Raw genomic sequence first — 26,052 nt, forward strand, 5'->3', positions numbered from 1 at the left:
CAAGCTTTACTTGACGAAAAAGTTAAAGAAAGAACTACAAAGTGGTTAGAATTATTTCCACTTTGTAGTTCTTTCTATTTGTTGAGAACTTCCTCTTTCAATTAAAGAAGTATTGACTTGAATATGTTTATGCGTAGTGTGTTTTTGTATTTGTTTTTCTAAAAGTACAAGCGTCTGGATAGCCATTTCTTTTTTGTCTACTTGTATAGTAGTTAGTTCGGGAGTTGTGACTCTACTTTCAGGAATATCATCGAATCCGACTACTGAAATTTGTTCAGGAACTTTAATATTAGAATTTTTTAAGTGTCTAATTAAACTAATGGCCATGTAGTCATTCTCACAAAAAATAGCTGTAGGTAAATCATCATTATTTAATAAGAATTCGTTTAATTCTGATCCTTCTTGAATTTTCATTGCAGGTAATTTAAAAATATGATTTTCAGAAATGGATAAACCATCATTTTTTATTTTTGAAAAGAACCCTTTCTTTCTCTCTTTAAAATTGGCAATTCTTGGAATGCCCATTACATATCCAATTTTATTATGTCCATTATCTATAAGATACTCTGCAGCTAAATATCCCCCTAAAAAGTTATTGATTGCGACAAAGTTTGCATCAACATCAGGATAATGAGTGTCTATTATTACAAGATTTTTAAAATTCTTTCTTATAAGATTGATATTAGATTTATCAATATTTGTTCCTAAAAGTATGATTCCTTTTGATTTCTGCACTTTTTCTGCTGCTTCTAATTCCTCTAAAAGTGTTCTTTCATCAAAAGTTGAAATGACTAAATCATAAGGGTAATCACTAATACTTGAAGATAAATGGCCTATTAATTCATTGAAGAAGGGCAAATTATAATATTGTTCTGTTATAAGATCTGGACTTTTGGAAATAATAAACCTAATAGTAGATTTATTGTTAATACGGTTAGGTGTACTTCGTAGTGGTTTATAGTTATTTTCTTTTGCAATAGCTAATATTTTTTCACGTGTTTCATCGCTTACACCAGGTTTTCCATTTATAGCTAAGGAAACAGCTGATTTAGAAACATTGGCTAGTTGAGCTATATCTTCAATTTTCATCTTCATTTCTCCTACCAACTAAAATAACTTACTAAAATTATATCATTTTTAGTAAAATTAACAAGTGAAAGTAGCATATCTCATAAAAAAACAACGTTTTATGTAAAAAAAACTAAAATTTATATAAAAAACTATTTTAGTTTATATAAAAACATTGACTTATTTTAGTTGTTGGTTTATTCTTTTGTTAAAGAAAGCGATTTAAAAATATTGATTTTCAAATAGAGAGGAAAGATGAAAATGGATTATGATAAATTAGCCGCTGTAATAATAGATAAGGTGGGTGGGGAAAATAACGTAAATGATGTTATTCACTGTGCCACTAGACTAAGATTTAACCTGAAGGATCGTAGTAAAGCGGATACAGAAGAAATAAAGAATTTAGAAGATGTTATAACAGTAATAGAGAGTGGTGGTCAATATCAGGTAGTCATCGGAGATCAAGTTTCTGAAGTGTATAAATATATTGTCGATATATTAGGGATTAATTTCAAAGATGAAGTGGACGCAAATGATTTCGATCAACAAGAGGATCAATCTATTTTTGATAAAATATTAGGAATTGTTTCAGGGATTTTTACACCTGTTATTGGAATATTAGCAGCTTCAGGGATTTTGAAAGGGCTTTTAACTGCTTTGATAGTAGTGGGAGTAATTGATGATACAAGTGGCGTATATCGAGTTTTATTTGCTGCTAGTGACGCATTCTACTACTTTTTACCAATATTTTTAGGCTTTACAGCTGCTAAAGTTTTCAAAACAAATCAGTTTATGGGAGCTGCGATGGGAGCGGCACTGGTTTATCCGACTCTAGTAGAAATGGCAACCAGTGGAGCACAGCTATCATTCTTAAATATACCTATTGTTCTAATGAACTATACCCAATCTGTTGTGCCGGTCATTGTATCTGTATATTTCTTGAGTGTTGTAGAGAAATTTTTAAACAAGGTTATACCTAAAACATTGAAAATGATATTTGTACCTTTATTAATATTAATCATTGTGGTACCCATTTCATTAATGGTTGTAGGGCCAGTCACGCAAACATTAAGTAATCTCTTGGCTGAGGGAGCATTGGCACTTTATGGATTAAGTCCATTAGTAGCGGGCTTACTGTTAGCTTCGATTTGGCAAGTAACTGTTATATTCGGCTTACATTGGGCATTTATTCCCATTTTCATCAATAACATAGCTGTTTATGGGTTTGATCCAATCAATGCGATGCTATACTGTACAGTATTTGCGCAAACTGGAGCAGCTATGGCTGTAATGTTAAAAACAAAAGATGCTAAATTGAAAGGACTTGCAACTACTGCAACGATTTCAGGATTTTTGGGAATAACTGAACCAGCTATTTACGGAGTTAATCTCCCTACGAAAAAACCATTCATTATGGCTTGTATTGGATCTGGTGTTGGAGGAGCGATTGCAGGAGCGTTCGGTGCTAATATGTTTGGAGGATTTGCATCAGGGGGAATCTTCGGGATTCCAATGTTTATAGACCCCTCAGCTGGAGTTACAGCTGGCTTTATAGGTTTTGTAATATCTCTTGGCACTGCGTTTGTACTTTCAGCATTGTTAACATATTTTATTGGATTTGAAGAGGATAAAGTTTTAACTAAATAAAAAAGAGTAAAAAGGACAGGTGGTATTTTGTTGTTAAGAGTAAGTGCTAATAAAAAAAGTTTACAACTAGACAATAAACCTTTTTTCTATTTAGCGGATACGGTTTGGAGTGCATTTACTAATATTGAGTTAAATGATTGGGCATACTATTTAGATAAGCGGAAAGAACAAGGATTTAACGTTCTGCAAATCAATATCATGCCACAATGGGATCGTAGTGTAACCAAAGAAGTGGTGTATCCATTTGAAGTAGAAGGTCAGTATTTTAATATTGATAAAATGGATGAACGTTACTTTGATCATGCTGAAAAAATGCTTGAAGTAGCTCAAGAAAAAGGTTTCATTCCTGCATTGGTCCTTCTTTGGAGTAACTATTTACCCGAAACTTGGGCTGGAAATATGGAAAAAACCCCTTACTTTCGAAAGCAGGATGTAAGAAAATATACTGAAAAAATGGTTAATCGATTTAAAAAATATAATCCTATTTATTTAATCAGTGGGGACACAGATTTCCTTACTGAAAACGTAGTAGATTATTATCTAAGGTGTTTAGAAGCTACGCAAGAAAATGATGCGAAAAGTATAAAAGTATTGCATATAAAAAGAGGATTGAAAAACATTCCAGAAAAACTTCTTAATCACCCAGATCTAGATATGTATTTTTATCAATCTGGCCATAATCTACAATATCAAAATGTAGCATATGAATTTGCTGATTACTTTTATAATGAATCACCTACTCGTCCTACGATCAATTCTGAACCTTGTTATGAATTAATATCTTATAGTAGGAATTTGTATGGTCGTTTTAGTAGAGAAGATGTAAGAAAAGTAGCTTGGCAGAGTGTTTTGTCGGGAGCTTTTGCAGGTATATCCTATGGAGCTCATGGAATCTGGAGTTGGCATGATGTAGATAGCACATTTGGTTCTGATCTTGGTGAAGGGTTTGCTCCGCCTTACAATTGGAGAACCGCTCTCAACTTTGAAGGAGCAAACGATTATGGGTTTTTGAAAGAATTTTTCACTAAAGAAAATTTAATAGAATTAACGCCAAATCAGCAGTATCTCATAAATGATATAGCAGATATTAGAATTTCTGAAAGTGAAGATAAAATTTATATTTATTTACCAGTCAATATTCCTCTGTCGATAAAAGGAGTGTTTGAGTCGTCTGATGATTTTGCTATTGATTTGGAAAACAGAGTCAATATTCCAATTAAGAAAAAAACCTCTGAAGGAATAACAAAAATCGAAATGACTTCCATTATTAAAGATAGCGTTATTGTATTAAAAAAATGACTAAAGGAATGACTATAGTGAAAAAAGATAAAGTGAAAATTGGCTTTGCCCCAACGAGAAGAAATTTATTTAGTGCAGAAACGGCAATGGAATATGCTGATCTGACAAGAAATAAACTTGATCAACTGGATATAGATTATATCGATATAAAAGATATTAATGACGATGGTCTATTATACGATGACGAAGGTGTTGAAAGAATCTATAAAAAATTTAGAGATGAAGGAATAGATGGTTTATTTGTTGCTAATGAAAACTTTGGTAATGAATGGGCAGTAGCAAGACTAGCAAAAAAATTAAATGTTCCAGTTTTATTATGGGGACCAAGAGACGAGCATCCAGCAGAGGATGGGTCGCGATTACGAGACAGTCAATGTGGTTTGTTTGCTATAGGAAAAGTCCTCAGACGTTTTCAAGTACCTTTCACATACATTCCAAACTGTGAGTTAGAAGACGAAACATTTTCTCGTGGGGTTAAAGTTTTTGAAAAAGTATGTAACGTAATTAAAGTTTTTAAAAATACTAGAATTTTGCAAATTGGAACTAGACCTTTTGATTTCTGGTCAACAATGACAAATGAGGGAGAGCTACTGGAAAGATTTAATATTCAGTTGTCTCCTATTCCATTGCAAGAATTGACAAAAGAAATTGATCGAGTTTTGGTGGAAGAAAAAAGTAAATTAGCAGAAGGAATTGAAAATCTTCGCAATATTGCTATTGTTGAAATTGCTGATGATAAAGTTGAGATGGTTATAGCATTGAAAATTGCAATCAGGAATTTAACTGAAAAATATGGATGTAATTCAGGTGTTATACAATGCTGGACAGCTTTACAAGATGAAATTGGCATCTTACCTTATGCAACGGAATCACTTCTACAAGATGAAGGGTTGCCAGTAACTTGTGAAACGGATATACATGGTGTAATTTCAGAATTGCTTATAGAAGCAGCAACTTTAGGAGAGCATAGAGCGATGTTTGCAGACGTTAATAATCGTCATCCTCACAATGATAATGGAGAATTGCTGCAACACTTAGGGGTATTCCCTTTCTCTACTGCTAAAGACAAACCTGTACTACCTGAAAGTCACTTTGTATTTGACTATCCTGGCTCTGTTGCATTCGAAGCTAAACCTGGAACTTTAACACTTTGTCGTTTTGATGGAGACAATGGAGAATATTCTTTACTAATGGGGAATGCCGAAGTGATCGATGGACCTTATACGCAGGGAACTTATTCATGGGTTGAATTTGATAACCTAGCAAGATTAGAAACAAAATTAGTATACGGTCGTTATATCCATCATGTGGCAGCCGTTCATGCAGAAGTTGTGCCTGTACTATATGAAGCTTGTAAATATCTTGGGATTACTCCAGATTTTTATGATCCAATTGAAGAAAAGGTTCAAGGATATCTAAGAGGAGAGTAAATATGGATAAAACTGTAAAAACATTAGAAATTAAAGCTATTGAAGTTCGCAAATCAATTATGGAAATTATTGAATATGGACAGAGTGGGCATACTGGATCGGACATGTCTTGTACAGATATTCTGACCACACTTTATTTCCAAGTGATGAATAATATAGATCCTAACACACCAGATAATCCAGACCGAGATCGTTATATTCAAAGTAAGGGACATGCGGCTGAAGCTTTGTGGGCTGTTTTGGCTGAAAAAGGATTTTTTCCGAAAGAAGAACTAAAAACATTCTATTCATTTGGATCTCGTTTAATCGGACATCCGAATAATAAAGTAGAAGGAATAGAAATGAATACAGGGTCATTAGGACATGGGCTCTCACTTTCTGTCGGCATTGCATTAGCTGCTAAGAAAGATAATAAATCATACCATACGTATACATTAATGGGTGATGGAGAACTAGCAGAAGGCTCAGTCTGGGAAGGTGCAATGGCTGCAGCTCATTATAAATTAGATAATCTGACTGCAGTTATTGACAGAAATGGACTTCAGATTACCGGTAAAAGCGAAGAGGTAATGGGAGTAGATCCGCTAAAAGAGAAATTTGAAGCATTTGGATGGCAAGTTATTGAAATTGATGATGGGAACTCGATTGAACAGTTGTTGACTTCATTTAATACTGCTCACGAAAAAGGGAAACCTAAAATGATTATTGCGCATACTACAAAAGGAAGAGGATTATCCTTTGCTGAAAATCAAATTAATTGGCATCACAAGGTTGCTACTGAAGAAGAATTTACAGGAGCAATGAAGTCGTTCGATAACCAATTGGAGGTGCTGAATAATGAAATTTAAAGAAAAAAATAGCATTCCCAACAGAGAAGTTATGTGTAAAGTTCTCCTGAAAGAGGGAAAAGAAAATAGAGATATTACTGTCTTGACAAGCGATTCAAGAGGATCTGCTAAATTGGCCGACTTTGCAGAAGCGTTACCTGATCAGTTAGTAGAGGTTGGAATTTCTGAACAGAATATTGTGAGTATTGCAGCAGGCATGGCTCATAGTGGTAAGAGATCTTTTGCAGTTTCACCTGCAGCCTTTCTGAGCATGAGAAGTATAGAACAAGTGAAAGTCGACGTAGCTTATTCTGATACCAATGTTAAACTTGTTGGAATAAGTGGAGGCGTTGCATATGGACAATTAGGCATGAGCCATCATTCGCTACAAGATCTTGCAGTGACACGAGCAATTCCAAATTTACAAGTGATGATGCCAGCTGACCGCTTTGAGACTGAAAAAATGTTTGAAGCATTGTGTCACTCAGATCAACCAGCGTATATTCGTATTGGACGTAATCCAGTAGAAGATACGTATGATTCAACAGATTATGATTTTGAGATTGGGAAAGCAGTTACTTTGAAAGATGGCAATGATATAACGATTATTGCCTCAGGAGAAACTGTGCGACCAGCGTTAGATACTGCTGAACGATTAGAAAAAGAAGGGATTACTGCTAGAGTAATCAATATGCACACAATCAAACCATTAGATAGAGAAGTGATTATAAAAGCTGCAGAAGAAACGAAAGCCATTATTTCTGTGGAAGAACACAGTATTTATGGAGGACTCGGAGGAGCAATTGCAGAAACTTTAAGTGATCAACACTCAGTTCCTCATAAAATTGTTGGAATAGCAGATGAACCAGCTATTACTGGTAATAGTCAAGAGGTGTTCAAACATTACGGGCTACATCCTGATTATCTAACAAAAGTAGCAAAAAATCTATTAGGAAAATAATAGTATATATAACACAATCTGATTGATTCTGTAAACTTCGGTTTTGCTTTATAGACTGAGTTTGCAGAATTAATTTTTTAAAGATTTATAGTATTTAATATCTAGGAAGGTGAACTGTATGCATAAGAAAGAAGATTATAGAGTGATTATTGATCAAAGTACTTCAGGAACTAAGCTTCTTTTGGTGTCAATAAATGAAGAAGGCGTTCCGCTGATTAAAAAAAGAATTGATAGAAGTCATAAGCAAATTTATCCCCAAAAAGGATGGGTTGAACATGATCCGTTAGAAATTTTAGAAAATGTAAAATCTTTGTTTAGTCAGTTACTTGACGAAACGGTATTACAAAAAGAAGATATTAAGAGCATCTCATTGACGAATCAGCGAGAAACAATTATTCTCTGGGATAAAAATACGGGGAAGCCATTACACAATGCTATGGTATGGCAATGTAACAGAAGTTTAGATATTTGTAAGCAACTTATCAATAGAGGAAAAGAAGCAATTGTACAAAAGAAAACGGGATTAAAAATAGATACATATTTTTCAGCTCCTAAATTAAGCTGGTTGTTTCAATCTTTTCCAGCAATTAGACAAGATCAGAACCTAGCAGTAGGTACAATGGATTCGTGGTTGATTTGGAATTTGACCAATAGAAAAATATTTGCAACAGATAGCAGTAATGCATCTCGCACATTACTCTATAATATCCATACAGAAAGCTGGGATAAAGAACTTTGCGAATTGTTTGATACTCCAATTGAATCATTACCTGAAGTTTATTCTTCTGATAGTCAGTTTGGCAGTTTTGAAGGTATTCCTATTGTCGGAGTGATAGCTGATTCACAGGGCGCTCTATATGGACAAGGATTAACAGAAAAAGGAGATGTGAAAGCCACTTTAGGCACAGGATGTTCTGTCTTGATGCAAATAGAAAGTGATTTAGATTCAGGAAATGAAACAATTCTAAAGACGATTGGATGGAAAACTCATAATAAGACTTCCTACGCTTTAGAAGGAATTATCCGATCATGCACAGATACTTTGAACTGGATGTCAAATGAATTAGGATTATTTGAAACAGTTTCAGAAGGATCAGAAAAAGCTTTTTCAATTCCAGATAGTGATGGTGTCTATATTGTGCCAGCTCAGTTAGGGTTAGGAGCCCCTTTTTGGGAACCAGAACCCAATGGAGCTATATTGGGATTGGGCCGTAATAGTACAAAAAATCATATTATTCGAGCTGGTTTTGATACGATAGTTTATCAAATAAAAGCAGTTATTGACGTAATGGAAGTAACGAGTCAGATAGAAGTTAAAAAAATTAATGTGGATGGTGGAGCTATCAAAAACAATCACTTAATGCAGCTACTGGCCGATGTATTACAAAAGAACATTGTACTAAATACTAAAGAAGAGATGTCAGCATTAGGGGCATTAAATCTTGCAGTCAAATTAAAGACGGAAAATGAAAAACCAACTATTTTTTATCCAACAACCGATAAATCAAATGACTACAAACAATGGTTTGACGTAGTGAATAAGTATTTATAGTGTTTTTTTCAATGTAAATTGAGTATATGAAAATCTCAGTACATTAAAGTATAGTAAATGAATAATCTTCATCTACTGGGTTTATATATTTAGTTTATAATTCAAAAAAATGTTCTTATCTCAATTATATGCTAGAATTATAGTATTGAATAGCATAAGTATTGTGAGGGAATAATCGTGGGAAATTGGCAGCATAAAGTACAGTATTATGAAACAGACCAGATGGGAATCGTTCATCATTCTAACTCTATTCGTTGGTTTGAAGAAGCTAGAACATGGATGATGGATGAGATGCAGTTTGGATACGAAAAAATGGAAGCTTTAAATATTTTAGTTCCTGTTTTAGAAGCTTCAGCTAAATATATCAGCATGGTGAAGTTTGGAGAAACAGTAGAAATCACTACTCATATTAGCCAATTTACAGGAGTGAAAATGGTTATAGAGTATGAAATAAGGGATTTAGTAAGTGGGGAACTTAGAACAACGGGGCAGACAAAACATGCCTTTTTAGATAAAAACTCTTACAGACCAATCTCATTAAAAAGAAACCATAAAGAGATTTATGATTTATTCCATGAAGTACTGGAAAGGTAAGGAATCTATAACAAAAACAGCCACCCAATTTTAGATGGGTGGCTGTTATGCATTGCATGAATTACTCTTTGATTTTCAATTCATCCAGTTGAGTTACGATAGCATCTTCTCCAACATCTGCTTGAATAAGAGAAGCTGCTGTATATGCACTTTCGATAAAGGCAGTATCAAACAGTCTGACTTCTTTGTCTGATGATTCCATTGCCATTTCTAGGTTCATCTTCGCACTGCCCAGATCATAGAACGCCCACACTTTATCTTCCTCAAATGAATCCATCGCTTCTTGGATACGCGCATAGTCTGTTCCAACTTCGCCATCCTCTGTTCCGCCTATTGCTTTGATCGTTACATCTTGGGCAACTTGATCCAATAATTTGGACAAACCGTTTGCAATGTCATTAACATGAGAAACGACTAACATTCCAATTTCTTTACCCATTTAAAACACCTGCTTCCAGTAAACTTTCGAAGAGGTAAGCGCTGGATTGAGCACCGGGATCAATATGACCAATTGAGCGATCCCCTAGATAAGAAGCACGCCCTTTGGTAGCTTTCATATCTTTTGTTTTTTGCAAACTATCTTCTATTACCTTATTAGTTAAATTATTTTCTTTTAAAGCTTCTACAACGGGAATCCACTCATCTACCATTGTTTTTTCACCAGCTTCAGCTTTTCCGCGTTTTTGAATTCCATCTAATCCAGCTTCTAACAATACTGCTAAGTCATCTGATTCTTTGGCTTGCTTAGCCATTGAAATAAAGGCTGAACCATACAAAGGACCAGAAGCGCCCCCAACTTTACTCACTAAAGTCATTCCAATATCTTTGAAGAAGTCAGAAAGATTCTCATATTCTGATTCAGAAACTTTTTCTTTTACTGCAGCAGCACCACGTGTTAGATTACTTCCGTGATCTCCGTCACCAATATCAGAATCTAGTTGGTTTAAATGTTCTTTATTTTCTGTAACTTTTTCACCATATAATTCGATCCATTTTTTTAAACTTTCTATTTCAACCATTTAAGTCTTCCTTTCCTTTCTTTTATTTAATTACCAGCCAATTACATCCACTGGTGCATTCAGATATTCAATCCATTTAGGATCTTCCAATTTTAATAAAGTAACAGAGACGCCTGCCATATCAATTGAAGTCATATAGTCTCCGACTTTTCTGAACGAGAGCTCAAGTCCTTCTTTTTCAGAGAGTAATTTTTTCACATCATTCATAAATACAAATTGTTCCATCAATGGTGTTGCGCCCATTCCATTGACTAATAGAGCATAAGAGTCACCCGCAGACCAATTCTGTTCTTTTTTCAATTGGTTCACTAGCTCAGCAGCTAAGTCTTTTGAAGGCTGTAATTTTTCTCTTCGATATCCAGGTTCACCGTGTATTCCGATACCGAATTCGATTTCATCTGCAGCCAACTCAAATCCGGGTTTACCGACTTCGGGGTTTGTTGCTGGTTTTAAAGCTAATCCAATTGAAGCAAGGTTAGCAATAACTTTATCAGCTAATTCTTTAAGCTCTTTCAAGGAATAGCCTTCTTCAGCAGCAGCACCAAGTATTTTATGCACTAACACTGTCCCAGCTACACCACGTTTACCAGCAGTAAACGTACTATCTTCTACAGCAATATCATCGTCTACTACGACTGATTCTACTTCAATATCTTCTAGCTCAGCTAAGTCTTTCGCCATGTCAAAATTCAAAACGTCCCCAGTATAATTCTTAATGACTAAGAAAACGCCTTCGCCTTCATCGGCAGCTTTGATTCCTTCTAGCACTTGGTCAGGAGTTGGAGAGGTAAAGACTTGTCCTGCAACCGCGGATGATAACATACCTTTTCCTACGAATCCTGCATGCGCTGGTTCGTGACCGCTGCCGCCTCCGCTGACTAGTCCAACTTTTCCGTTTTTTTCATGTTTCCGATGGATCACTTTTGTTTCTGGAATCCGTTCTACAATTGAATCATATGCAAAAGCCATTCCATCTAGCATTTCATCTACTATCTGGTCTGGATTATTCATGATTTTTTTCATTGTCATTTATACTTCCTCCTTCTTCATGATCAACTTCATTGTAATTCATTTTTAATGGTAATTCTAATGATAAGGTATTATAAAAAAGAATTTGTTATACTAATGAATGAAACAAACACAATACTTATCATATATGTATGAAGCTAGCGTTTTTATAGAAAGGAGCCTTTTATTGAAAACTCTTGTAATTATTTCTCATCCTAATATAAATGAATCCAGTAGTCAGCAGTTCTTAGTTCAGTCTTTCCCAGATTCAAGGGAAGTTTCTATGCACTATTTAGAAGGGACGTATCCAAATGGAAAAATTGACGTAAAGAAAGAGCAAGCATTACTGAAAGAGTATGATCGAGTTCTTTTTCAATTTCCGTTTTATTGGTATTCTTCTCCACCATTGCTAAAGCAGTGGTTTGATGAAGTTCTTGAAGAGCACTTTGCGTTTGGATACCGAGGGAACAAACTGCAGGGAAAAGAATTCGGATTGATCCTAATAATAGGTGTAGGAGAAAAAGAATATCAGACTGGTGGTCAGGAAGGATTTAGTATTAGTGAATTGACGAAACCTTATCAGGCCATTGCTAAAAAAATCGGAATGCACTATTTGAAACCACTCACCATCTTTCAGTTTCCTTATATGACAGAAGCGGATAGAATGAAGCTGCTGATCAGATACCAGCAGTGGCTTATGATTGAAAAACCGGATTCTTTAAAGGCTAGAGAAGCTTGGATGGTTAATCAACTGGAAGAAACCAGTCGCGAAACGCTTGATATAGCTGAAAGTTCTTTTATATTGGAGCAAGCGATTGAGAAGATTGAAGATAATCGTATAGAATTAGATGAATTAAGGATGCACATTGATAACAATGATCAATAAAAGGTGGGAGACTATGGAAGACGAACAATGGCTAATCAATCGACTTGAAGAATTGTTGAAGAAAAGTCGCGACTATAAACAAAAAGCCCTACTCCAAGCCGCTATCAATCTTATTTTGGAACAAGAAGAAAGAAAAGAACAATTACAAGGAGAATTAGATGGTAGATTGTGGAACCCTGGTAATTGGGGAAGTTGAATTTTCGGTTTAAATAAACGAAATATATAGAATAAAGTTAATTTCATCAGATAAATCAGACTTTAGACCGTATTTTATTCCATACTCTTTTGTTATGATAAATTCATAAGATAAAGAAAGGAAAAAGAGATGAAAAAAATAGTTAGCTGTTTAATGCTTTTGATGGGGATAGGTTGGATTGTTGGAGGGCAAACGGTCTATGCGGAGGATAATTCGATGTCATTAATTGAATATGATGTCAAATTATTAGAGAATGGAACAGGTATTGTAACAGAACATAGAAAAATGAACATGACTGATGGAACAGAGCTATATATTGAAATGAATAATTTACAAGGTTCAGAAGTAACTGATTTTTCTGTACAAGGGTTTTCTAATAACCCTGATTGGGATTCTAATGATAGCCGTGAGGAAAAAGCTGAAGAATATGGAATTTTAGAGGCAGATGATGGTGTAGAACTAGTGTGGGGTATCGGTGAATATGGTGAAAAGGAATATGAATTAACTTACACCATCACTAATATGGTACGCCAATTAGAAGATGGACAAGCATTGAACTGGAATTTCAATACTTATGGTGAGATTGCGCCAGAAGCTATGAATATTAAGATTAATGGTCCCTTTGATTTTACTCAGAAAAATGTTGATATATGGGGATTTGGATATGAAGGAATTGTTGAACTGGCTAATGGTGGATTAACTTCTGAAGCACAATCACAGTTAGAAGCAGACGGACGGTTAGTTATTTTAATGCAATTTCCAGACTCGCCATTCGACGTGACTGTGCAAGCTAATCAAACATTAGAAGAACAGCTTGATAAATCACAAGATGGTGCTACTTATAATGGTGACGGAAAATTAAGTGGTTGGCTTCTGTCCTTGATTTTAGGAATTGTATTAGGAATTCCATCGCTTTTGGGAATCGTATTTTGGAGAATCGAAGTACGAAAAAAAGATGCTGGGAAGATGCGTTCAGGTTATGCGCTAAAAAAACGGAACAAAGGACAAACCTATGGAGATATTCCCTATACTGATGGAAACATATTTGATGTTTCGTATTTGCTTCAGCAGATTCAGCATGGTACCTTTGAAGATTATTTCTTTGCCTATCTTTTAAAATGGTCAAAAGAAGAACGAATCAAGATCCATACTAAAGAAACAGATGGCTGGTTCGATAAAGAGGATACTGTGATAGAACTGTTGCAAAGACAAAACTACTCATTTAATAATTTTGATAATGAAGATATGAACTTTGAAGATAAGGTCTGGAGCATTCTTGAAGAGGTAGCGGATTTGAGTGGAAAAGTATCAGAAAAAGATATGAAAAAATGGTCTAAAAAGCATGCAAAAGAATTAAGTGAATTAGCAACGAGCATGAAAGACGAATCCAAAGATATATTAGAGACAAAAGGTTATATCAGACAGGAAACAACCACTTATCTTGGCATGAAACTTCCGTTTATTTCAGCTACGCGGGAAGGAGAACGTCTATTTGACCGAATCGCTCAGTTTGAAAATCATTTAAATGATTTGGAGTTGGACGAATCACTGTCTTACAAACAAACTTTACCTTGGGAAGAATTCATTATCTGGGCAACTCTATATGGTAAAGGGTCAGATGTCGTAGAAAGCCTAGAAAAATTCTATCCAGAACAGTGGAATGATTGGGTCGTTCAATATCCGTATTTTTATGGTGGATATCATGGACTATATGGGTTCTCTCATAGTATGTCTTCCGGAATGGAAAGCGGTGGCTACAATGCGGCTACTGGTGCCGGAGGTTCAACATCCATTGGTGGTGGAGGTGGCGCTATCGGAGGCGGTGGCGGCGGAGCGCGATAAAAAATAATCAAATAATTCCAAACTGGTCCAAAGTTCTAAAGAAGAGCTTTGGGCCAGTTTTTTGGTTTATACTTTAATAAAGTTAAAAAATACTTTAACATTGTTAAGTTAGTGGTTGGATGATATAGTAGATCCTAAAAGGAGGAAGTAGGGATGGAGAAATTACCTAAATGGATAAAAGGACTAGATGATGAAGACATTCGATTTATCAAACGATTTCTCATGGCTTCTGGTTCGCTAAAACAAATTGCAGCTGAATACAGCGTTACTTATCCCACAGTTCGATTGAGATTAGATCGATTGATTCAGAAGATACAAATTAATGAGGATATACAAAATGATGCATACATAAGCACAATCAAACAATTGGCTTTAGAGGGAAAGCTTGATTTTAATACAGCTAAATTATTGATTACAGAGTATCGAAAATCAAAAGGAGAGCTAGAATGATTATTTTCAGTAATTTATTTATTATGTTGTTATTAATAGGAGGTATAGTTTTATTCCAAATCTTTTTATCAAAAACAGAGAGTAAAATACCAGGGTTAATTCTACCTATTCTGAGTTTTGGATTTTCGTTCATTATGTTGCTTGGCATATTGACTTGGGTCTCATACGATAGTCATACTGAGGTATCCTATCCAAACGAGGACGAATCTGATGAAATAGTAGAATTTGAAGAAACAGAAGACATAGAAGAAACGGAAGGTATTTCAATCTTTGGTTCAGGAGATGAAGAACTTGAAGAAGATACAAGTATTGCTCAAGGGATTATAGGAACGATAACAATATTTTTATGTTCCAACATTCCAACGGGGATCTTTCTTGTGATTTATTATGTAACAAGAAAAGATAGGAATAAAAACAAGCATATAGATCATACAAGAATCCAAGACTTATAAAAGACCCAGGTAAGAAGCTTTTAATTCAACTGAAATGTGTTGAGTTGAAGCTTCTTTTTTTTAAGTGGTATAATAAAAAAGTATAAAAACGAAGGTTAGGACTGAAGTAAAGTATGAAAGAGAATAAATATTTAGAATTATTAAAAGAAAAATTTGAGACGCCAGAAGCAATCTATACAGAACTAATTAATCTTGAAGCCATACAGAATCTTCCTAAAGGAACTGAATTGTATTTATCAGACGTTCATGGTGCGGATAGAGCATTTGATCATATTCTAAGGACAGGAGCAGGAAATTTACGAGAAAAAATCAATAACTTTTTTGGAGAGGGATGGTCCACCGAAGAGATGGACTGGTTTAATCTTTTTATCAGTTATCCTAGGGAAGCAATGGAAATGCATGACCAATCTCAATCAAAAGATAAAGAATGGTCTATGCAGATGATTAGAAACCTAATTGATTTTATGCAATTCTGTGCAGTTAAATATACACGGTCTAAATTAAGAAAAGCATTACCTAAAGAATATATTTATGTAATTGAGGAATTGTTATACACAGATCTTTCTCAAAATGAAAAAGATTTATATTATAAAAATATCTTATATCGCTTAATTAGTTTAGGACAAGCTGAAGAATTTATGATCAAGCTTTGTAAGGTAATCCAACGTTTAGTCATTGACCATTTACATCTTGTTGGAGACATATTTGACCGTGCGAGCGGTGAAAAAGTCGTGATGGAGAAATTGATGGCTCATCATTCTGTTGATATCCAATGGGGAAACCATGATTTACTATGGATGGGGGCAATGTATGGCTCTAAAGCGAATCTGATTACTATGTTGCGAATTGCAGCAAGATACGGCTATTTATTTGAACTGGAAAAAACATATGGATTAAATTTGCGGCCACTATTTTTATTTGCAGAAGAACGATATGGTATTCATCCTAATTTTGAACCAAAAGTTGTAGAACCAACGAATACCTTTCAGGAAGAAAGTGAAGAGCTGTTGACTAAAGTTCATCAAGCTTTAGCAGTTATTCAGTTTAAATTAGAAGGTCAGATTATTAAGCGACGACCTGAGTTTGAAATGGATGATCGTTTACTTTTAGATAAAATTAATTTTGATGATGAAACGATAACAATTGATAATAAACAATTTCAGTTAAATGGTTTTCCTGTAAAGCAATTTCAGAAAGATGATCCATATAAACTATGCCCTGAAGAAGAACATATTGTAAATACATTGTTGGAAAGTTTTCAACAATCGGAAAAATTAGTGCGCTATATTGATTTTCTGTTAAAAAAGGGAAGTATGTACTTAGTTTACAACGGGCAACTACTTTATCACGGATGTATACCCTTAACAGAACAGGGAGCATTTGATTCATTTAGTTTTGAAGGTGAACAGTTAAAAGGTAGGAAAATGCTTGATAAATTCGAAGAATATATTAGAAATGCTGCTTCAGACAAGCATGAAACAGAAGATTATGCTACGGATCTTCTTTGGTATTCCTGGACAGGAAAAAAATCACCTCTTTTTGGTAGAGATCGCATGACAACATTTGAAAGATATTATATTGAAGACGATGAAATTTCTCAAGAAAATCGTAATCCATACTTCAAATTGAGAGATAACGAAGAGATAATGCTGAACATCTTGAAAGAGTTTAATTTGAAATCTGAGGATGCAAAAGTTATTAATGGACATACGCCTGTTAAAGCGAAAAAAGGAGAACTACCGGTTAAAGCGAATGGACGCTTGATTGTCATTGATGGCGGAATGAGTGCAGCCTATCAGAAATCAACCGGAATAGCAGGATACTCACTGATTAATAATTCTTACGGCTTCCAGATCGTAACGCATCAGCCATTTGATTCTATTGATGCGCTTTTTGATAAGCAAAAGGATGAAACAAGCCTAAAACAAATCATTGATGGCAAACTAGAGAGGAAATTGATTAAAGATACAACGATTGGGGATAGTCTGCAAGAACAGATCAACGATTTACAAGAATTACTTTATTATTTGAAAAGGAAAAAGTAATAATTGAATTGGACTGTTTTTTTAATAGTTTAATGACCCAATTTGTATTGAGTCAAAGTAAACAGTAGGGTATACTATAAATTGAGAAAACGCTAACTATTAGGAGGCAATTATGACTAAGAAACAAATGATTTTGTCCAATTTAAAAGAAAACTATTTATTCGCTGTAATCAGAGGAAACTCAGCTGCAGAAGCAACAGAGATATCAGAAGCTGTTTATAAGGGTGGGATAAAAAATATCGAAGTAACTTTTACGACACCTCAAGCGGATGAGTCGATCAAAGAACTTTCTAGAAAATATGTTGATACTGATATGGTAGTAGGTGCAGGAACAGTAATGGATGATGTAACAGCTCGGATTGCGATTATTGCAGGTGCTGAATTTATCGTAAGCCCAAATTTCATTCCAGAAATTTCCAAAGTTTGTAATACCTATGCAGTACCTTATCTTCCTGGATGTGCTACAGTTACAGAAATTACAAGTGCAATGGCAACTGGTGTGGAAGTGGTTAAAGTCTTCCCGGGAGGGATTTTAGGACCGTCCTTCATCAAAAATGTTCACGGACCAATTCCGCATGTTGAAATGATGCCTTCAGGTGGCGTAAGCTTAGAAAACATGCATGAATGGGTTGATAATGGAGCGTGGGCTGTAGGAATCGGAAGCGCACTGACTAAAAAGCTTACCGAAAATGGACTGAACAGTGTGACAGAAATTTCTAAACAATTTGTAGATAAATATAAAGAGCTACATTAAGGGGGTGGAATAATGACAGATGTACTATTGTTGGGAGAACCGATGGGGTTATTCTCTGCAACAGGATATGGATCATTGAAAGAAGCAATGACATTTAATAAATCCGTCGCAGGGGCAGAAATCAATGTTGGAATAGGACTTTCTAGGTTAGGTCATCAAGTAGAGTACATAACAAAGCTTGGTAAAGATCCAATCGGAGAATTTATTTTTGAAGCACTGCAAAAAGAAGCTATAGGGACAAATTTTGTGACTTTTGACGAAGACCACAATACAGGTCTTATGTTGAAGAATAAAGTGAAAAACGATGATCCAGATACGGCCTACTATAGAAAATCTAGTGCATTTTCCACGCTTTCTAAAAAGGATGTAGAAAATATTGACTTTAATAATATAAAAGTGTTGCATGTGACAGGTATCCCACCAGCTTTGAGTCCTTCAGTAAGAGAAGCGGTTGAATATCTGATGCAGAAAGCAAAAAAAGCCGGAACGTTTATTACTTTCGATCCTAATTTAAGACCAGCATTATGGGAATCGACACAGGAAATGCTAGAAGTCTTAAATGCTTTAGCAAAGTATGCAGACGTAGTATTGCCTGGTATATCAGAAGGAGAGACTTTAGTCGGTTCTTCTGATGTTGAAGCGATTGCTCAATTTTATATAAAAAATGGCGCTGATGTGGTGATAACGAAAAGTGGTAGCCAAGGAGCTTATGTAACGGAAAAAAGCAAAGAGACTATCAATGTCTCAGGGTTTAAAGTAGAAAAAGTAATTGATACAGTTGGTGCTGGAGATGGGTTTGCAGTAGGTATTTTACATGCCTATCTTGAAGGTTTAAACTGGAAAGAAGCAGCGACATATGCCAATGCTATTGGTTCCTTACAAGTCCAACATGCCGGAGATAATGAAGGATTGCCTACAAAAGAAGTGTTGAATCAATACGTGGAACAGAATAAAAAATAAAAAAAGGTTCTTAACTACTATGACTAAGTCGGGTAGTTAAGAACCTTTTTTTGATGAAAACTATACAACTTCAGCCTCTCAAATGAAGAAGCATGTTTTAAAGGAAGATTATTTTGCTTTACTTGTTCCAGTTTCATTAGGTACTAGGATGTACGTAATGATAAACGAAGTAGCGAAAGCAATGATAATTCCTAAAATAATAAAGATGAAATATTCGCCAACATAGGCTGGTAAGCTGAATACACTTGATAAGATATATCCATAAATTCTTACCCCGAAGAAACTAATGAATGCAGAGGCAATTGAACTACCGACAGTTGCTGCAATAAATGCTTTAGCATTTTTAGTTAATACCCCAAATAATGCTGGTTCTGTTATTCCTAAGAATCCGGAAACAACTGCAGAGATTGCAATGCTTTTCTCTTCTTTAGTGTTCACTTTCAAGTACATTGCTGCTGTTGCACCAGTAATTGAAATGTTAGCCATGAACATCATTGGCATTAACATATCGTACCCTTGGTTAGCAAAGTTTTGCAGAGCAATTGGTGTCATAGCATGATGTAATCCGGTAAATACAGCAATTGGACGAATACCACCAACGACAATACCAGCTAGAATTGGAGAAACTCCGAATAGCCATTCAACTCCGGCAGCTAGCCAGTTGCCGAGATAAATTCCTGCAGGTCCAATGACCACTAATGTAAGAATACCGGCGATAAATAATGAAAGTGTAGGAGTGAAAACTGTTCTTAATACTTCAGGTAGTATTTTATCAATGAACCGATGAATGTGGCTCAATGCCCAGACGGCGATAATGATTGGAATAACTGTTCCAGCGTAACTAAATACAGGTACTGGTAAGAATCCAAATAAATTGAACTGATCAATCACACCTTCTGCCACTGCATTAGTCATAGCAGGTACTTGAAGACTTGCAGCAATTGCGATAGCAAGATACTGATTTGTCTTGAATATTCTGGCAGCAGATGCCGCTACGAAGAATGGCAAGAAAGTAAATACGCCTTTAGAGATCATATCAATTACAATATAAGTGTGAGATTCATTGCTTATAATATTTAATGCGCTTAATCCTGACATCAATCCCATAATCATACCTGCACCAGCAATCGCTGGTACGATTGGTCCGAAGACTCCGGATACAATATCCATAAATGTAGAAATAATACCTTTACGTTCAGTTGGTTCGTTTGACTCTGTCGAAGCATCTTGAGTGTCCATTCCAAGCAAAGAAGCGACAGTTTCATAATATTCATTTACATTTGTTCCAATAACAATCTGTAACTGTTCATTTTTATGATTAGTCCCAACAACTGCTTGTTCTTTCATCAAGGCTTCGTGATTGACTAGCTCATAATTCTTCAATTTGAATCTCAGTCTAGTCATGCAATGCCAGACATTTTGAATATTGTCTGCTCCTCCTACGTTTTCAATGATGAGTTTCGCAACATCATGATGTTTCATATACCTCTTCCTTTCCCCAATTAGATGTGTCCGTTTACAAATAAAATCATAACAAATATATTTATTATAGTAAACCAGTCCTAAAATGAATAATAATTACTGTTTTCCTTTATAAATAAAGGTTTTTAAATAAATACATAAGTAATTGGACTGGTATTAATACAGTTAATGAATGTTTATCAGTCCAAATTGACAGCGTTCTATTCTTCGTGTTCTAATATTAATAGAGTAAAGATAAGATAGGAGAGGAAGTAGAGAATTGATTCCTACTATAATAACGAATATTGAGAGTTATGGCATAAAACCTGACAGACACAACTTGGTAGTTGTGAAAGTGGAGACAAATAAGGGGATAGTTGGATATGGGTGTGCGACTTTTCAGTTTAGACCCAAAGCAGTGCAGTCAATTGTTGATGAATATTTAAAACCATTATTGGTTGGAAAAGATGCGAATGAAATCGAAGATCTATGGCAGTTAATGTATGTGAATGCATACTGGCGCAATGGTCCAGTATTAAATAATGCAATTTCTGGAATAGATATGGCTTTATGGGATATTAAAGGGAAACTAGCTGATATGCCATTGTATCAACTTTTAGGAGGGAAATCTAGAACAGCTATACCTGCCTATACCCACGCGGTAGCGGACAATATGAAAGATCTAACTAATCAGATTGATCAATATATGGATGAAGGATATCGTTATATTCGCTGTCAATTAGGTTTTTATGGGGGAACAGCTGACAGTATTCAAGCACCTGCTGATCCTATAGAAGGCAGCTATTTTGACCAGCAGGAATACATGGATACTACACTTAAGATGTTTAAAGAAATTGACGAAAAGTATGGTCATTCCTTCCAGATGCTGCATGATGTTCACGAAAGATTGCATCCTAATCAGGCTGTTCAGTTTGCCAAAAAATCTGAGCCGTATAATTTATATTTTTTAGAGGATATTTTACCTCCCGACCAAACAGAATGGCTGAGTCAAGTCAGAAGCCAGACGGCAACGCCTATTGCTATCGGAGAGTTGTTTAATAATCCGATGGAATGGAAATCGATCATTAAAAATCAACAATTGGATTATCTTCGTGTCCACATTTCTCAAATTGGCGGAATCACACCAGCTATTAAATTAGCTCACTTGTGTGCTGCATTTGGTGTGCGTGTAGCATGGCATACGCCATCAGATATTTCACCTATTGGTTTAGCGGTAAATACTCATTTAAATATTCATCTGCATAATGCAGCAATTCAAGAAAATATTGATTTGAAAGAAAATACAAAAGCACTATTTAAAAATGCGCCAACACCTGAAAAAGGCTATTTCTACCCAATCGATCAACCAGGTATTGGGGTAGGGTTTGATGAAGAGATGGCTAAACAGTTTCCGGTAGTCTATCGCCCACATGATTGGACGCAAAGTCGTTTACCAGATGGAACATTATTTACACCATAAGTTTAAATAGTGGTTCTTCGAGCTTGATGCCCTTTCTTGTTAAATGGCGTGATGTAAGTACACGTATAATCAATTGCGGTTAATTCGCTATATTCATATACTTTACCGTTTTTTAGCAAGCATCTATTTTCAATTCGCATAGCGGGGGTATTGCGCTTGGACATCAACAATTCTGATTGTTTCTTGGTTAGTAGAGTAGGACTGTAACTTGTAATGTAATGGGAAATAGAGTATTTCTTGCTCAATACGTACTCCTGAATAGACTGTTCGATAATCTTTTCATTTAAGTCTGGAAACATAGAAACAGGCATTTTAGAGCACTCAATCTGTTCGATTTTGTAATCAACGATTCTGACGCGTTCGAATGTCCAAATATCTTCTGGGCTATCTAGCTGGAAAATCTGCTCCTCTTCTGGAGTGGATTTTTTCTTTTCAAGGCTTAAAAATTTTGAGGATATCCTTTCGTAAGGTGTACGAGTTAAAGTATTGAAAATCAATGGATTCATTTGGAATTGTTTTTTGACATACATGCCTGAACCTTGGATAGTCTCGATAATCCCAATTTCCTCCAAAGTTTTAATAGCTTCTTGAATGGTATATCTCGAAACTTGATAAGATTGCGCCATCGTTCGCTGATTAGGTAATTTACCTTCTTTAAATTGTTCTTGATAAATTTTACTGAGTAAATCCTGGATCACAAATTCTCTCTTTTTCATGTTTACTCCTTAATCTACGTTATTTTAATGAGAATGATCATCTCTTTCAAATTATATAAGTAGAATATATAAATTGGAAGGGCATGAATGAATTTTGTTCAACAACAAAAAAGTTTCTTGTCTTGACACTGTTGATTGTGAATGATATAACTAAAGCTGCAAGTGATAATCGTTCTCAATTGTGATAGTATAAAAAGGGAGGGCTTACATCAATGATAGTAAAAGATATCAATATTATCGGTGGCGGACCTGCCGGGTTGTATGCAGCTTTTTACGCGGGTATGCGAGACTTGAACGTCAGAATCATTGAGACACAAAAATCACTAGGAGGAAAAGTCCACTTTTACCCTGAAAAACTGATTTGGGATGTTGGGGGGATCCCGGGTATCAGAGGAGCGAAGTTCATTGATCAAATGATTGAACAAGGACTGACATTTAATCCAGAAGTAATCACTAATCAGAAAATCAGTAAATTTAAACAAACCGACGAAGGTCTTTTTGTTGCAACCAGTGAATCGGGCGAACAGTATTTGAGTAAACGGATAATTGTAGCAACCGGTGGCGGAATATTCAATCCTAAAAAATTACCTCTACAGTATAATGTGAAATTTGAAGAGACTAATCTGCATCATCATATTTATCACTTAAAGGATTTCAAAAATAAAAATGTTGTGATTGTGGGCGGTGGAAATTCGGCTATCGATTGGGCGAATGATTTGATTGGTGTAGCTAAAGAAGTTCATTTAATTCACCGCAACGATACCTTCAAAGCTCATGAATATAACGCTCGTAAATTAAAGGAATCATTGGTAAAGATACATACACACACATTAGTTAAAGAACTTGTGCCTAATAGCGCGGGGACTAGTGTTCAGTCAATTAAGGTTAGAAATAGCCAATCTGACCAGGATTATTTTCTGGAACTAGATGAATTGCTTGTGAATATTGGCTTTGATAATGAGTTAAATTTTCACCATGACCCATCTTTGAAATTTAAATTGAAAGACGACTATTATATCGAAGGTTCTTCAATAGCACAAACTTCAGTAAAAGGTGTTTATGCTATTGGAGATATTCTGGAATTTGAAGGAAAAGTAAGGTTGATTGCTGGAGCCTATAACGATGCAGCGAATGCGGTTAACCAGATTAAATTATCCTTGGATCCGGATGCAGAAGAAAAAGCGCGTGTGTCTTCACACAATAACCGATTTGATAAGATGAATCAGGAAAAGAAAGACTGAGATTATTTTTGACGAGTTTTTCAGTGAATAAAAGGACAGAAATGAGAATGATATGGAGCAGCTCAGAAAGCAACAATTGAATAAAGAAGAAACAAAGAAGAGAATTCTTAAGAGATTTGAATCTCGTTCTGCACTGTTTTATTTTTTTCTTGGTGTTGTAGCTTTAATAGCTACGATGATACTATCGATTTCTTTTGGAGCGGCCGATATTAATTGGACAACGATCCGAGAATCGATATTGCATTTTGACGAGTATGATACAAACCATTTGATTTTATATGACCTTAGGTTTCCGAGAGTAATCGCAGCTGCTTTGGTAGGAGCTTTTTTAGCAATTTCAGGGGTAATTATGCAAGGGCTGACTCGTAATCCGTTAGCTTCTCCTTCTATTATGGGTGTGAGTTCAGGCGCTGGGTTTATGGTAGCTGTTGCTTTTGCCTTATTCCCCGAAACGAGCCAAGGTGGATTGATGATATGGTCGTTTCTAGGGGCTGGATTAGGAGCTGGACTAGTTTTTTCAATTGGTCTAATTTCTAAAAGAGGATTGACACCAGTTAAATTAGCTCTTGGAGGAGCCGCTGTTAGTATTTTACTGCAGTCAGCTTCCACTATGTTGGCAATGTATTTTAATGTTACCCGAGACATTAGTTTCTGGTATGCGGGAGGAGTAGCAGGGGTCTCGCCAGCAAGTGTTCAATTGGCAGTTATTGTAGCATTTGTAGGGATTGTTTTTTCTGTTGGTCTGTCTAGATCTTTGACATTGATGAGCTTAGGAGATGAAGTTGCAAAAGGACTGGGTCAGAAAATTGGATTGATAAGATTAATAGGCGTTCTGATCGTTTTATTGCTTACAGGGACAGCCGTTTCAATTTCTGGAACAATTGGATTTATAGGACTGGTCATCCCTCATATTACTAAAAAGTTAATAGGAATGGATTACCGTTGGATTATACCATTTTCTGCTATTTTCGGTGCGTGGCTTTTAGTTACTGCGGACATCGCGGCGAGAATAATTAATCCGCCTTATGAAACGCCTGTAGGAGCACTTACTGCACTAATCGGGGTGCCGTTCTTTCTCGTTTTAGCAAGAAGAGATGGGAGAGGCTGGAAATGAATCTTAGAATGGTTTTAACTAAAAATTATAAAAGTTTCCTATTTTTTCTTCTTCTCTTAATCGTAATAATCAGCCTTTTTAGTTTAGTTACCGGATATTTATCGATCTCATTAAGTGATATTTGGTCGACGATAACTGGAGAAGGGACGAAAAGAAATCAGCTTTTACTTATAGAATTTCGATTACCTAGATTATTGGTTGCAATACTGGCTGGTGCTAGTCTAGGAGTAGCGGGCACTCTATTTCAAGGTGTTACGCAAAATGAACTTGCAGATCCAGGGATTATAGGAATTAATTCAGGAGCAGGTTTAGCAGTTGTATTATTTTTGACAGTTCGTTCTAGTCAGGTAAGCTCATCTACTCTAATCAATGCAATCAGTTTACCTGTTGCAGCTTTTATTGGAGGCCTTATGGCAGCTGTTTGCATATATATGATTGCTTGGAAAAAAGGTATTACGCCTATTCGTATGTTACTAGTGGGAATAGGCATAAATGCAGGATTTGGAGCTTTGCTGACCATGCTGCAGCTTAGGATGAATGAGCGTGATTTTAATCAAGTAGCGATCTGGCTTTCAGGATCTATATGGAATGCTCATTGGCCTGCTGTTTTCAGCTTATTACCATGGACACTGCTCTTGATTCCAATCAGTATGTACAAAGCCCGTACACTGAATATACTGCAGCTTGGAGATCAAATGGCAGTTGGATTAGGTGTATCTCTTGAACTGGAAAGAGCCAAGTTAGTCACCATTGGAGTAGCACTAGCAGGAGTCAGCGTGTCAGTTGCTGGAGGAATTTCCTTTTTAGGATTAGGAGCACCTCATATTGCGAGGAAATTAATAGGAAATAAGCATGAAAGATTACTGCCAGTTGCAGCTTGTATTGGGGCTTTGATTTTGCTTATTTCAGATATTCTAGCAAGAAACTTGTTAGCTCCCGCAGAAGTTCCTGTGGGAATAATTGTTTCAATATTAGGAGCGCCCTACTTTTTATATTTACTAGTCAATAGTGAGAATTGAATCATCGCTTTATAAAGTAAATGGAGGAGAA

General features: G+C 35.6%; 24 protein-coding genes and 1 pseudogene. 19 read left to right on the plus strand and 6 right to left on the minus strand.

Annotated elements, in window-relative coordinates:
• Positions 1-51 precede the first annotated feature (51 nt).
• The gene (locus tag BLT22_RS01480; RefSeq protein WP_091759890.1) at positions 52-1,089 is read right to left on the minus strand and encodes a LacI family DNA-binding transcriptional regulator; all 1,038 of its coding nucleotides are present in this window, start codon (positions 1,087-1,089) and stop codon (positions 52-54) included.
• Between the two features lie 240 nt (positions 1,090-1,329).
• On the opposite strand from BLT22_RS01480, the gene BLT22_RS01485 reads away from it, so the two are divergent.
• The 7 genes from BLT22_RS01485 to BLT22_RS01515 all read left to right on the plus strand — a co-directional run bounded on the left by BLT22_RS01485 (position 1,330) and on the right by BLT22_RS01515 (position 9,378).
• Positions 1,330-2,715, plus strand: a complete 1,386-nt coding sequence (locus BLT22_RS01485; protein ID WP_091759892.1) for a PTS transporter subunit EIIC — start codon at positions 1,330-1,332, stop codon at positions 2,713-2,715.
• 30 nt (positions 2,716-2,745) lie between these two features.
• Entirely contained in the window at positions 2,746-4,014 is a 1,269-nt protein-coding gene (locus BLT22_RS01490; RefSeq protein ID WP_091759894.1) for a glycoside hydrolase family 140 protein, read from the plus strand.
• A gap of 8 nt (positions 4,015-4,022) precedes the next feature.
• Positions 4,023-5,444 carry an L-fucose/L-arabinose isomerase family protein gene (locus tag BLT22_RS01495; protein WP_091760088.1) on the plus strand — a complete coding sequence of 474 codons (1,422 nt, stop codon included), beginning with the start codon at positions 4,023-4,025 and terminating at the stop codon, positions 5,442-5,444.
• Positions 5,445-5,446: 2 nt separating this feature from the next.
• A complete protein-coding gene (locus BLT22_RS01500; RefSeq protein ID WP_091759896.1) occupies positions 5,447-6,292 on the plus strand; it encodes a transketolase in 846 nt (281 codons plus the stop codon).
• On the plus strand, positions 6,282-7,232 hold the full coding sequence (locus tag BLT22_RS01505; protein WP_091759899.1) for a transketolase family protein: 951 nt from the start codon (positions 6,282-6,284) through the stop codon (positions 7,230-7,232). The genes BLT22_RS01500 and BLT22_RS01505 overlap by 11 nt, the downstream gene beginning before the upstream one ends.
• Before the next feature lie 118 nt (positions 7,233-7,350).
• Positions 7,351-8,784, plus strand: coding sequence for an FGGY-family carbohydrate kinase (locus BLT22_RS01510; RefSeq protein ID WP_091759902.1), 1,434 nt, complete (start codon positions 7,351-7,353; stop codon positions 8,782-8,784).
• Between the two features lie 177 nt (positions 8,785-8,961).
• Positions 8,962-9,378 carry an acyl-CoA thioesterase gene (locus tag BLT22_RS01515; protein ID WP_091759904.1) on the plus strand — a complete coding sequence of 139 codons (417 nt, stop codon included), beginning with the start codon at positions 8,962-8,964 and terminating at the stop codon, positions 9,376-9,378.
• A gap of 61 nt (positions 9,379-9,439) precedes the next feature.
• Here the strand turns inward: BLT22_RS01515 and dhaM are convergent, their stop codons facing one another.
• Genes dhaM through dhaK form a run of 3 tightly spaced genes read right to left on the minus strand, consistent with a single transcriptional unit; the run spans position 9,440 to position 11,420 of the window.
• Positions 9,440-9,817 (minus strand): dihydroxyacetone kinase phosphoryl donor subunit DhaM, encoded by a 378-nt coding sequence (gene dhaM, locus BLT22_RS01520; RefSeq protein ID WP_091759906.1) that lies wholly within the window; start codon positions 9,815-9,817, stop codon positions 9,440-9,442.
• Positions 9,810-10,397: a dihydroxyacetone kinase subunit DhaL gene (gene dhaL / locus BLT22_RS01525; protein ID WP_087059389.1), complete on the minus strand. Its 588-nt coding sequence runs from the start codon at positions 10,395-10,397 to the stop codon at positions 9,810-9,812. Before dhaL ends, dhaM begins: the two co-directional genes overlap by 8 nt.
• A 30-nt stretch (positions 10,398-10,427) precedes the next feature.
• The gene (gene dhaK, locus BLT22_RS01530; RefSeq protein ID WP_091760091.1) at positions 10,428-11,420 is read right to left on the minus strand and encodes a dihydroxyacetone kinase subunit DhaK; all 993 of its coding nucleotides are present in this window, start codon (positions 11,418-11,420) and stop codon (positions 10,428-10,430) included.
• Positions 11,421-11,592: 172 nt separating this feature from the next.
• Between dhaK and BLT22_RS01535 the strand changes: the two genes are divergently transcribed.
• The 8 genes from BLT22_RS01535 to BLT22_RS01570 all read left to right on the plus strand — a co-directional run bounded on the left by BLT22_RS01535 (position 11,593) and on the right by BLT22_RS01570 (position 18,990).
• On the plus strand, positions 11,593-12,291 hold the full coding sequence (locus tag BLT22_RS01535; RefSeq protein ID WP_091759909.1) for an NAD(P)H-dependent oxidoreductase: 699 nt from the start codon (positions 11,593-11,595) through the stop codon (positions 12,289-12,291).
• A 13-nt stretch (positions 12,292-12,304) separates the two neighbouring features.
• A complete protein-coding gene (locus tag BLT22_RS01540) occupies positions 12,305-12,487 on the plus strand; it encodes a hypothetical protein (protein ID WP_091759912.1) in 183 nt (60 codons plus the stop codon).
• 129 nt (positions 12,488-12,616) lie between these two features.
• Positions 12,617-14,329, plus strand: coding sequence for a DUF2207 domain-containing protein (locus BLT22_RS12280; RefSeq protein ID WP_091759916.1), 1,713 nt, complete (start codon positions 12,617-12,619; stop codon positions 14,327-14,329).
• 153 nt (positions 14,330-14,482) lie between these two features.
• On the plus strand, positions 14,483-14,779 hold the full coding sequence (locus BLT22_RS01550) for a DUF2089 family protein (RefSeq protein WP_091759919.1): 297 nt from the start codon (positions 14,483-14,485) through the stop codon (positions 14,777-14,779).
• Positions 14,776-15,231, plus strand: coding sequence for a hypothetical protein (locus BLT22_RS01555; protein ID WP_091759921.1), 456 nt, complete (start codon positions 14,776-14,778; stop codon positions 15,229-15,231). The genes BLT22_RS01550 and BLT22_RS01555 overlap by 4 nt, the downstream gene beginning before the upstream one ends.
• A 113-nt stretch (positions 15,232-15,344) precedes the next feature.
• Positions 15,345-17,276, plus strand: coding sequence for a fructose-1,6-bisphosphatase (locus BLT22_RS01560; RefSeq protein ID WP_091759924.1), 1,932 nt, complete (start codon positions 15,345-15,347; stop codon positions 17,274-17,276).
• Between the two features lie 112 nt (positions 17,277-17,388).
• Positions 17,389-18,030 carry a bifunctional 2-keto-4-hydroxyglutarate aldolase/2-keto-3-deoxy-6-phosphogluconate aldolase gene (locus BLT22_RS01565; RefSeq protein ID WP_091759927.1) on the plus strand — a complete coding sequence of 214 codons (642 nt, stop codon included), beginning with the start codon at positions 17,389-17,391 and terminating at the stop codon, positions 18,028-18,030.
• A gap of 12 nt (positions 18,031-18,042) precedes the next feature.
• Entirely contained in the window at positions 18,043-18,990 is a 948-nt protein-coding gene (locus tag BLT22_RS01570; RefSeq protein ID WP_091759930.1) for a sugar kinase, read from the plus strand.
• A gap of 132 nt (positions 18,991-19,122) precedes the next feature.
• Here the strand turns inward: BLT22_RS01570 and BLT22_RS01575 are convergent.
• A pseudogene (locus BLT22_RS01575) lies at positions 19,123-20,472 on the minus strand (PTS transporter subunit EIIC); the annotation flags it as partial.
• A 259-nt stretch (positions 20,473-20,731) separates the two neighbouring features.
• Here BLT22_RS01575 and BLT22_RS01580 point away from each other — a divergent pair.
• Entirely contained in the window at positions 20,732-21,931 is a 1,200-nt protein-coding gene (locus BLT22_RS01580; protein WP_087058276.1) for an enolase C-terminal domain-like protein, read from the plus strand.
• Between the two features lie 2 nt (positions 21,932-21,933).
• On the opposite strand, the gene BLT22_RS01585 is transcribed toward BLT22_RS01580, so the two are convergent.
• On the minus strand, positions 21,934-22,647 hold the full coding sequence (locus BLT22_RS01585) for a GntR family transcriptional regulator (RefSeq protein ID WP_091759937.1): 714 nt from the start codon (positions 22,645-22,647) through the stop codon (positions 21,934-21,936).
• Positions 22,648-22,859: 212 nt separating this feature from the next.
• Here BLT22_RS01585 and BLT22_RS01590 point away from each other — a divergent pair, with 212 nt between their 5' ends.
• From BLT22_RS01590 to BLT22_RS01600, 3 genes are read left to right on the plus strand one after another with little or no spacing between them, the layout of a single operon-like run.
• Complete coding sequence (locus BLT22_RS01590; RefSeq protein WP_091759940.1) at positions 22,860-23,888, plus strand: NAD(P)/FAD-dependent oxidoreductase; 1,029 nt, start codon at positions 22,860-22,862, stop codon at positions 23,886-23,888.
• Positions 23,889-23,940: 52 nt separating this feature from the next.
• The gene (locus tag BLT22_RS01595) at positions 23,941-25,002 is read left to right on the plus strand and encodes a FecCD family ABC transporter permease (protein ID WP_091759943.1); all 1,062 of its coding nucleotides are present in this window, start codon (positions 23,941-23,943) and stop codon (positions 25,000-25,002) included.
• Positions 24,999-26,021, plus strand: a complete 1,023-nt coding sequence (locus BLT22_RS01600) for a FecCD family ABC transporter permease (protein WP_091759945.1) — start codon at positions 24,999-25,001, stop codon at positions 26,019-26,021. The genes BLT22_RS01595 and BLT22_RS01600 overlap by 4 nt, the downstream gene beginning before the upstream one ends.
• Positions 26,022-26,052 lie beyond the last annotated feature (31 nt).

This window comes from Marinilactibacillus psychrotolerans (assembly GCF_900101525.1).
Lineage (GTDB): Bacteria > Bacillota > Bacilli > Lactobacillales > Carnobacteriaceae_A > Marinilactibacillus > Marinilactibacillus psychrotolerans.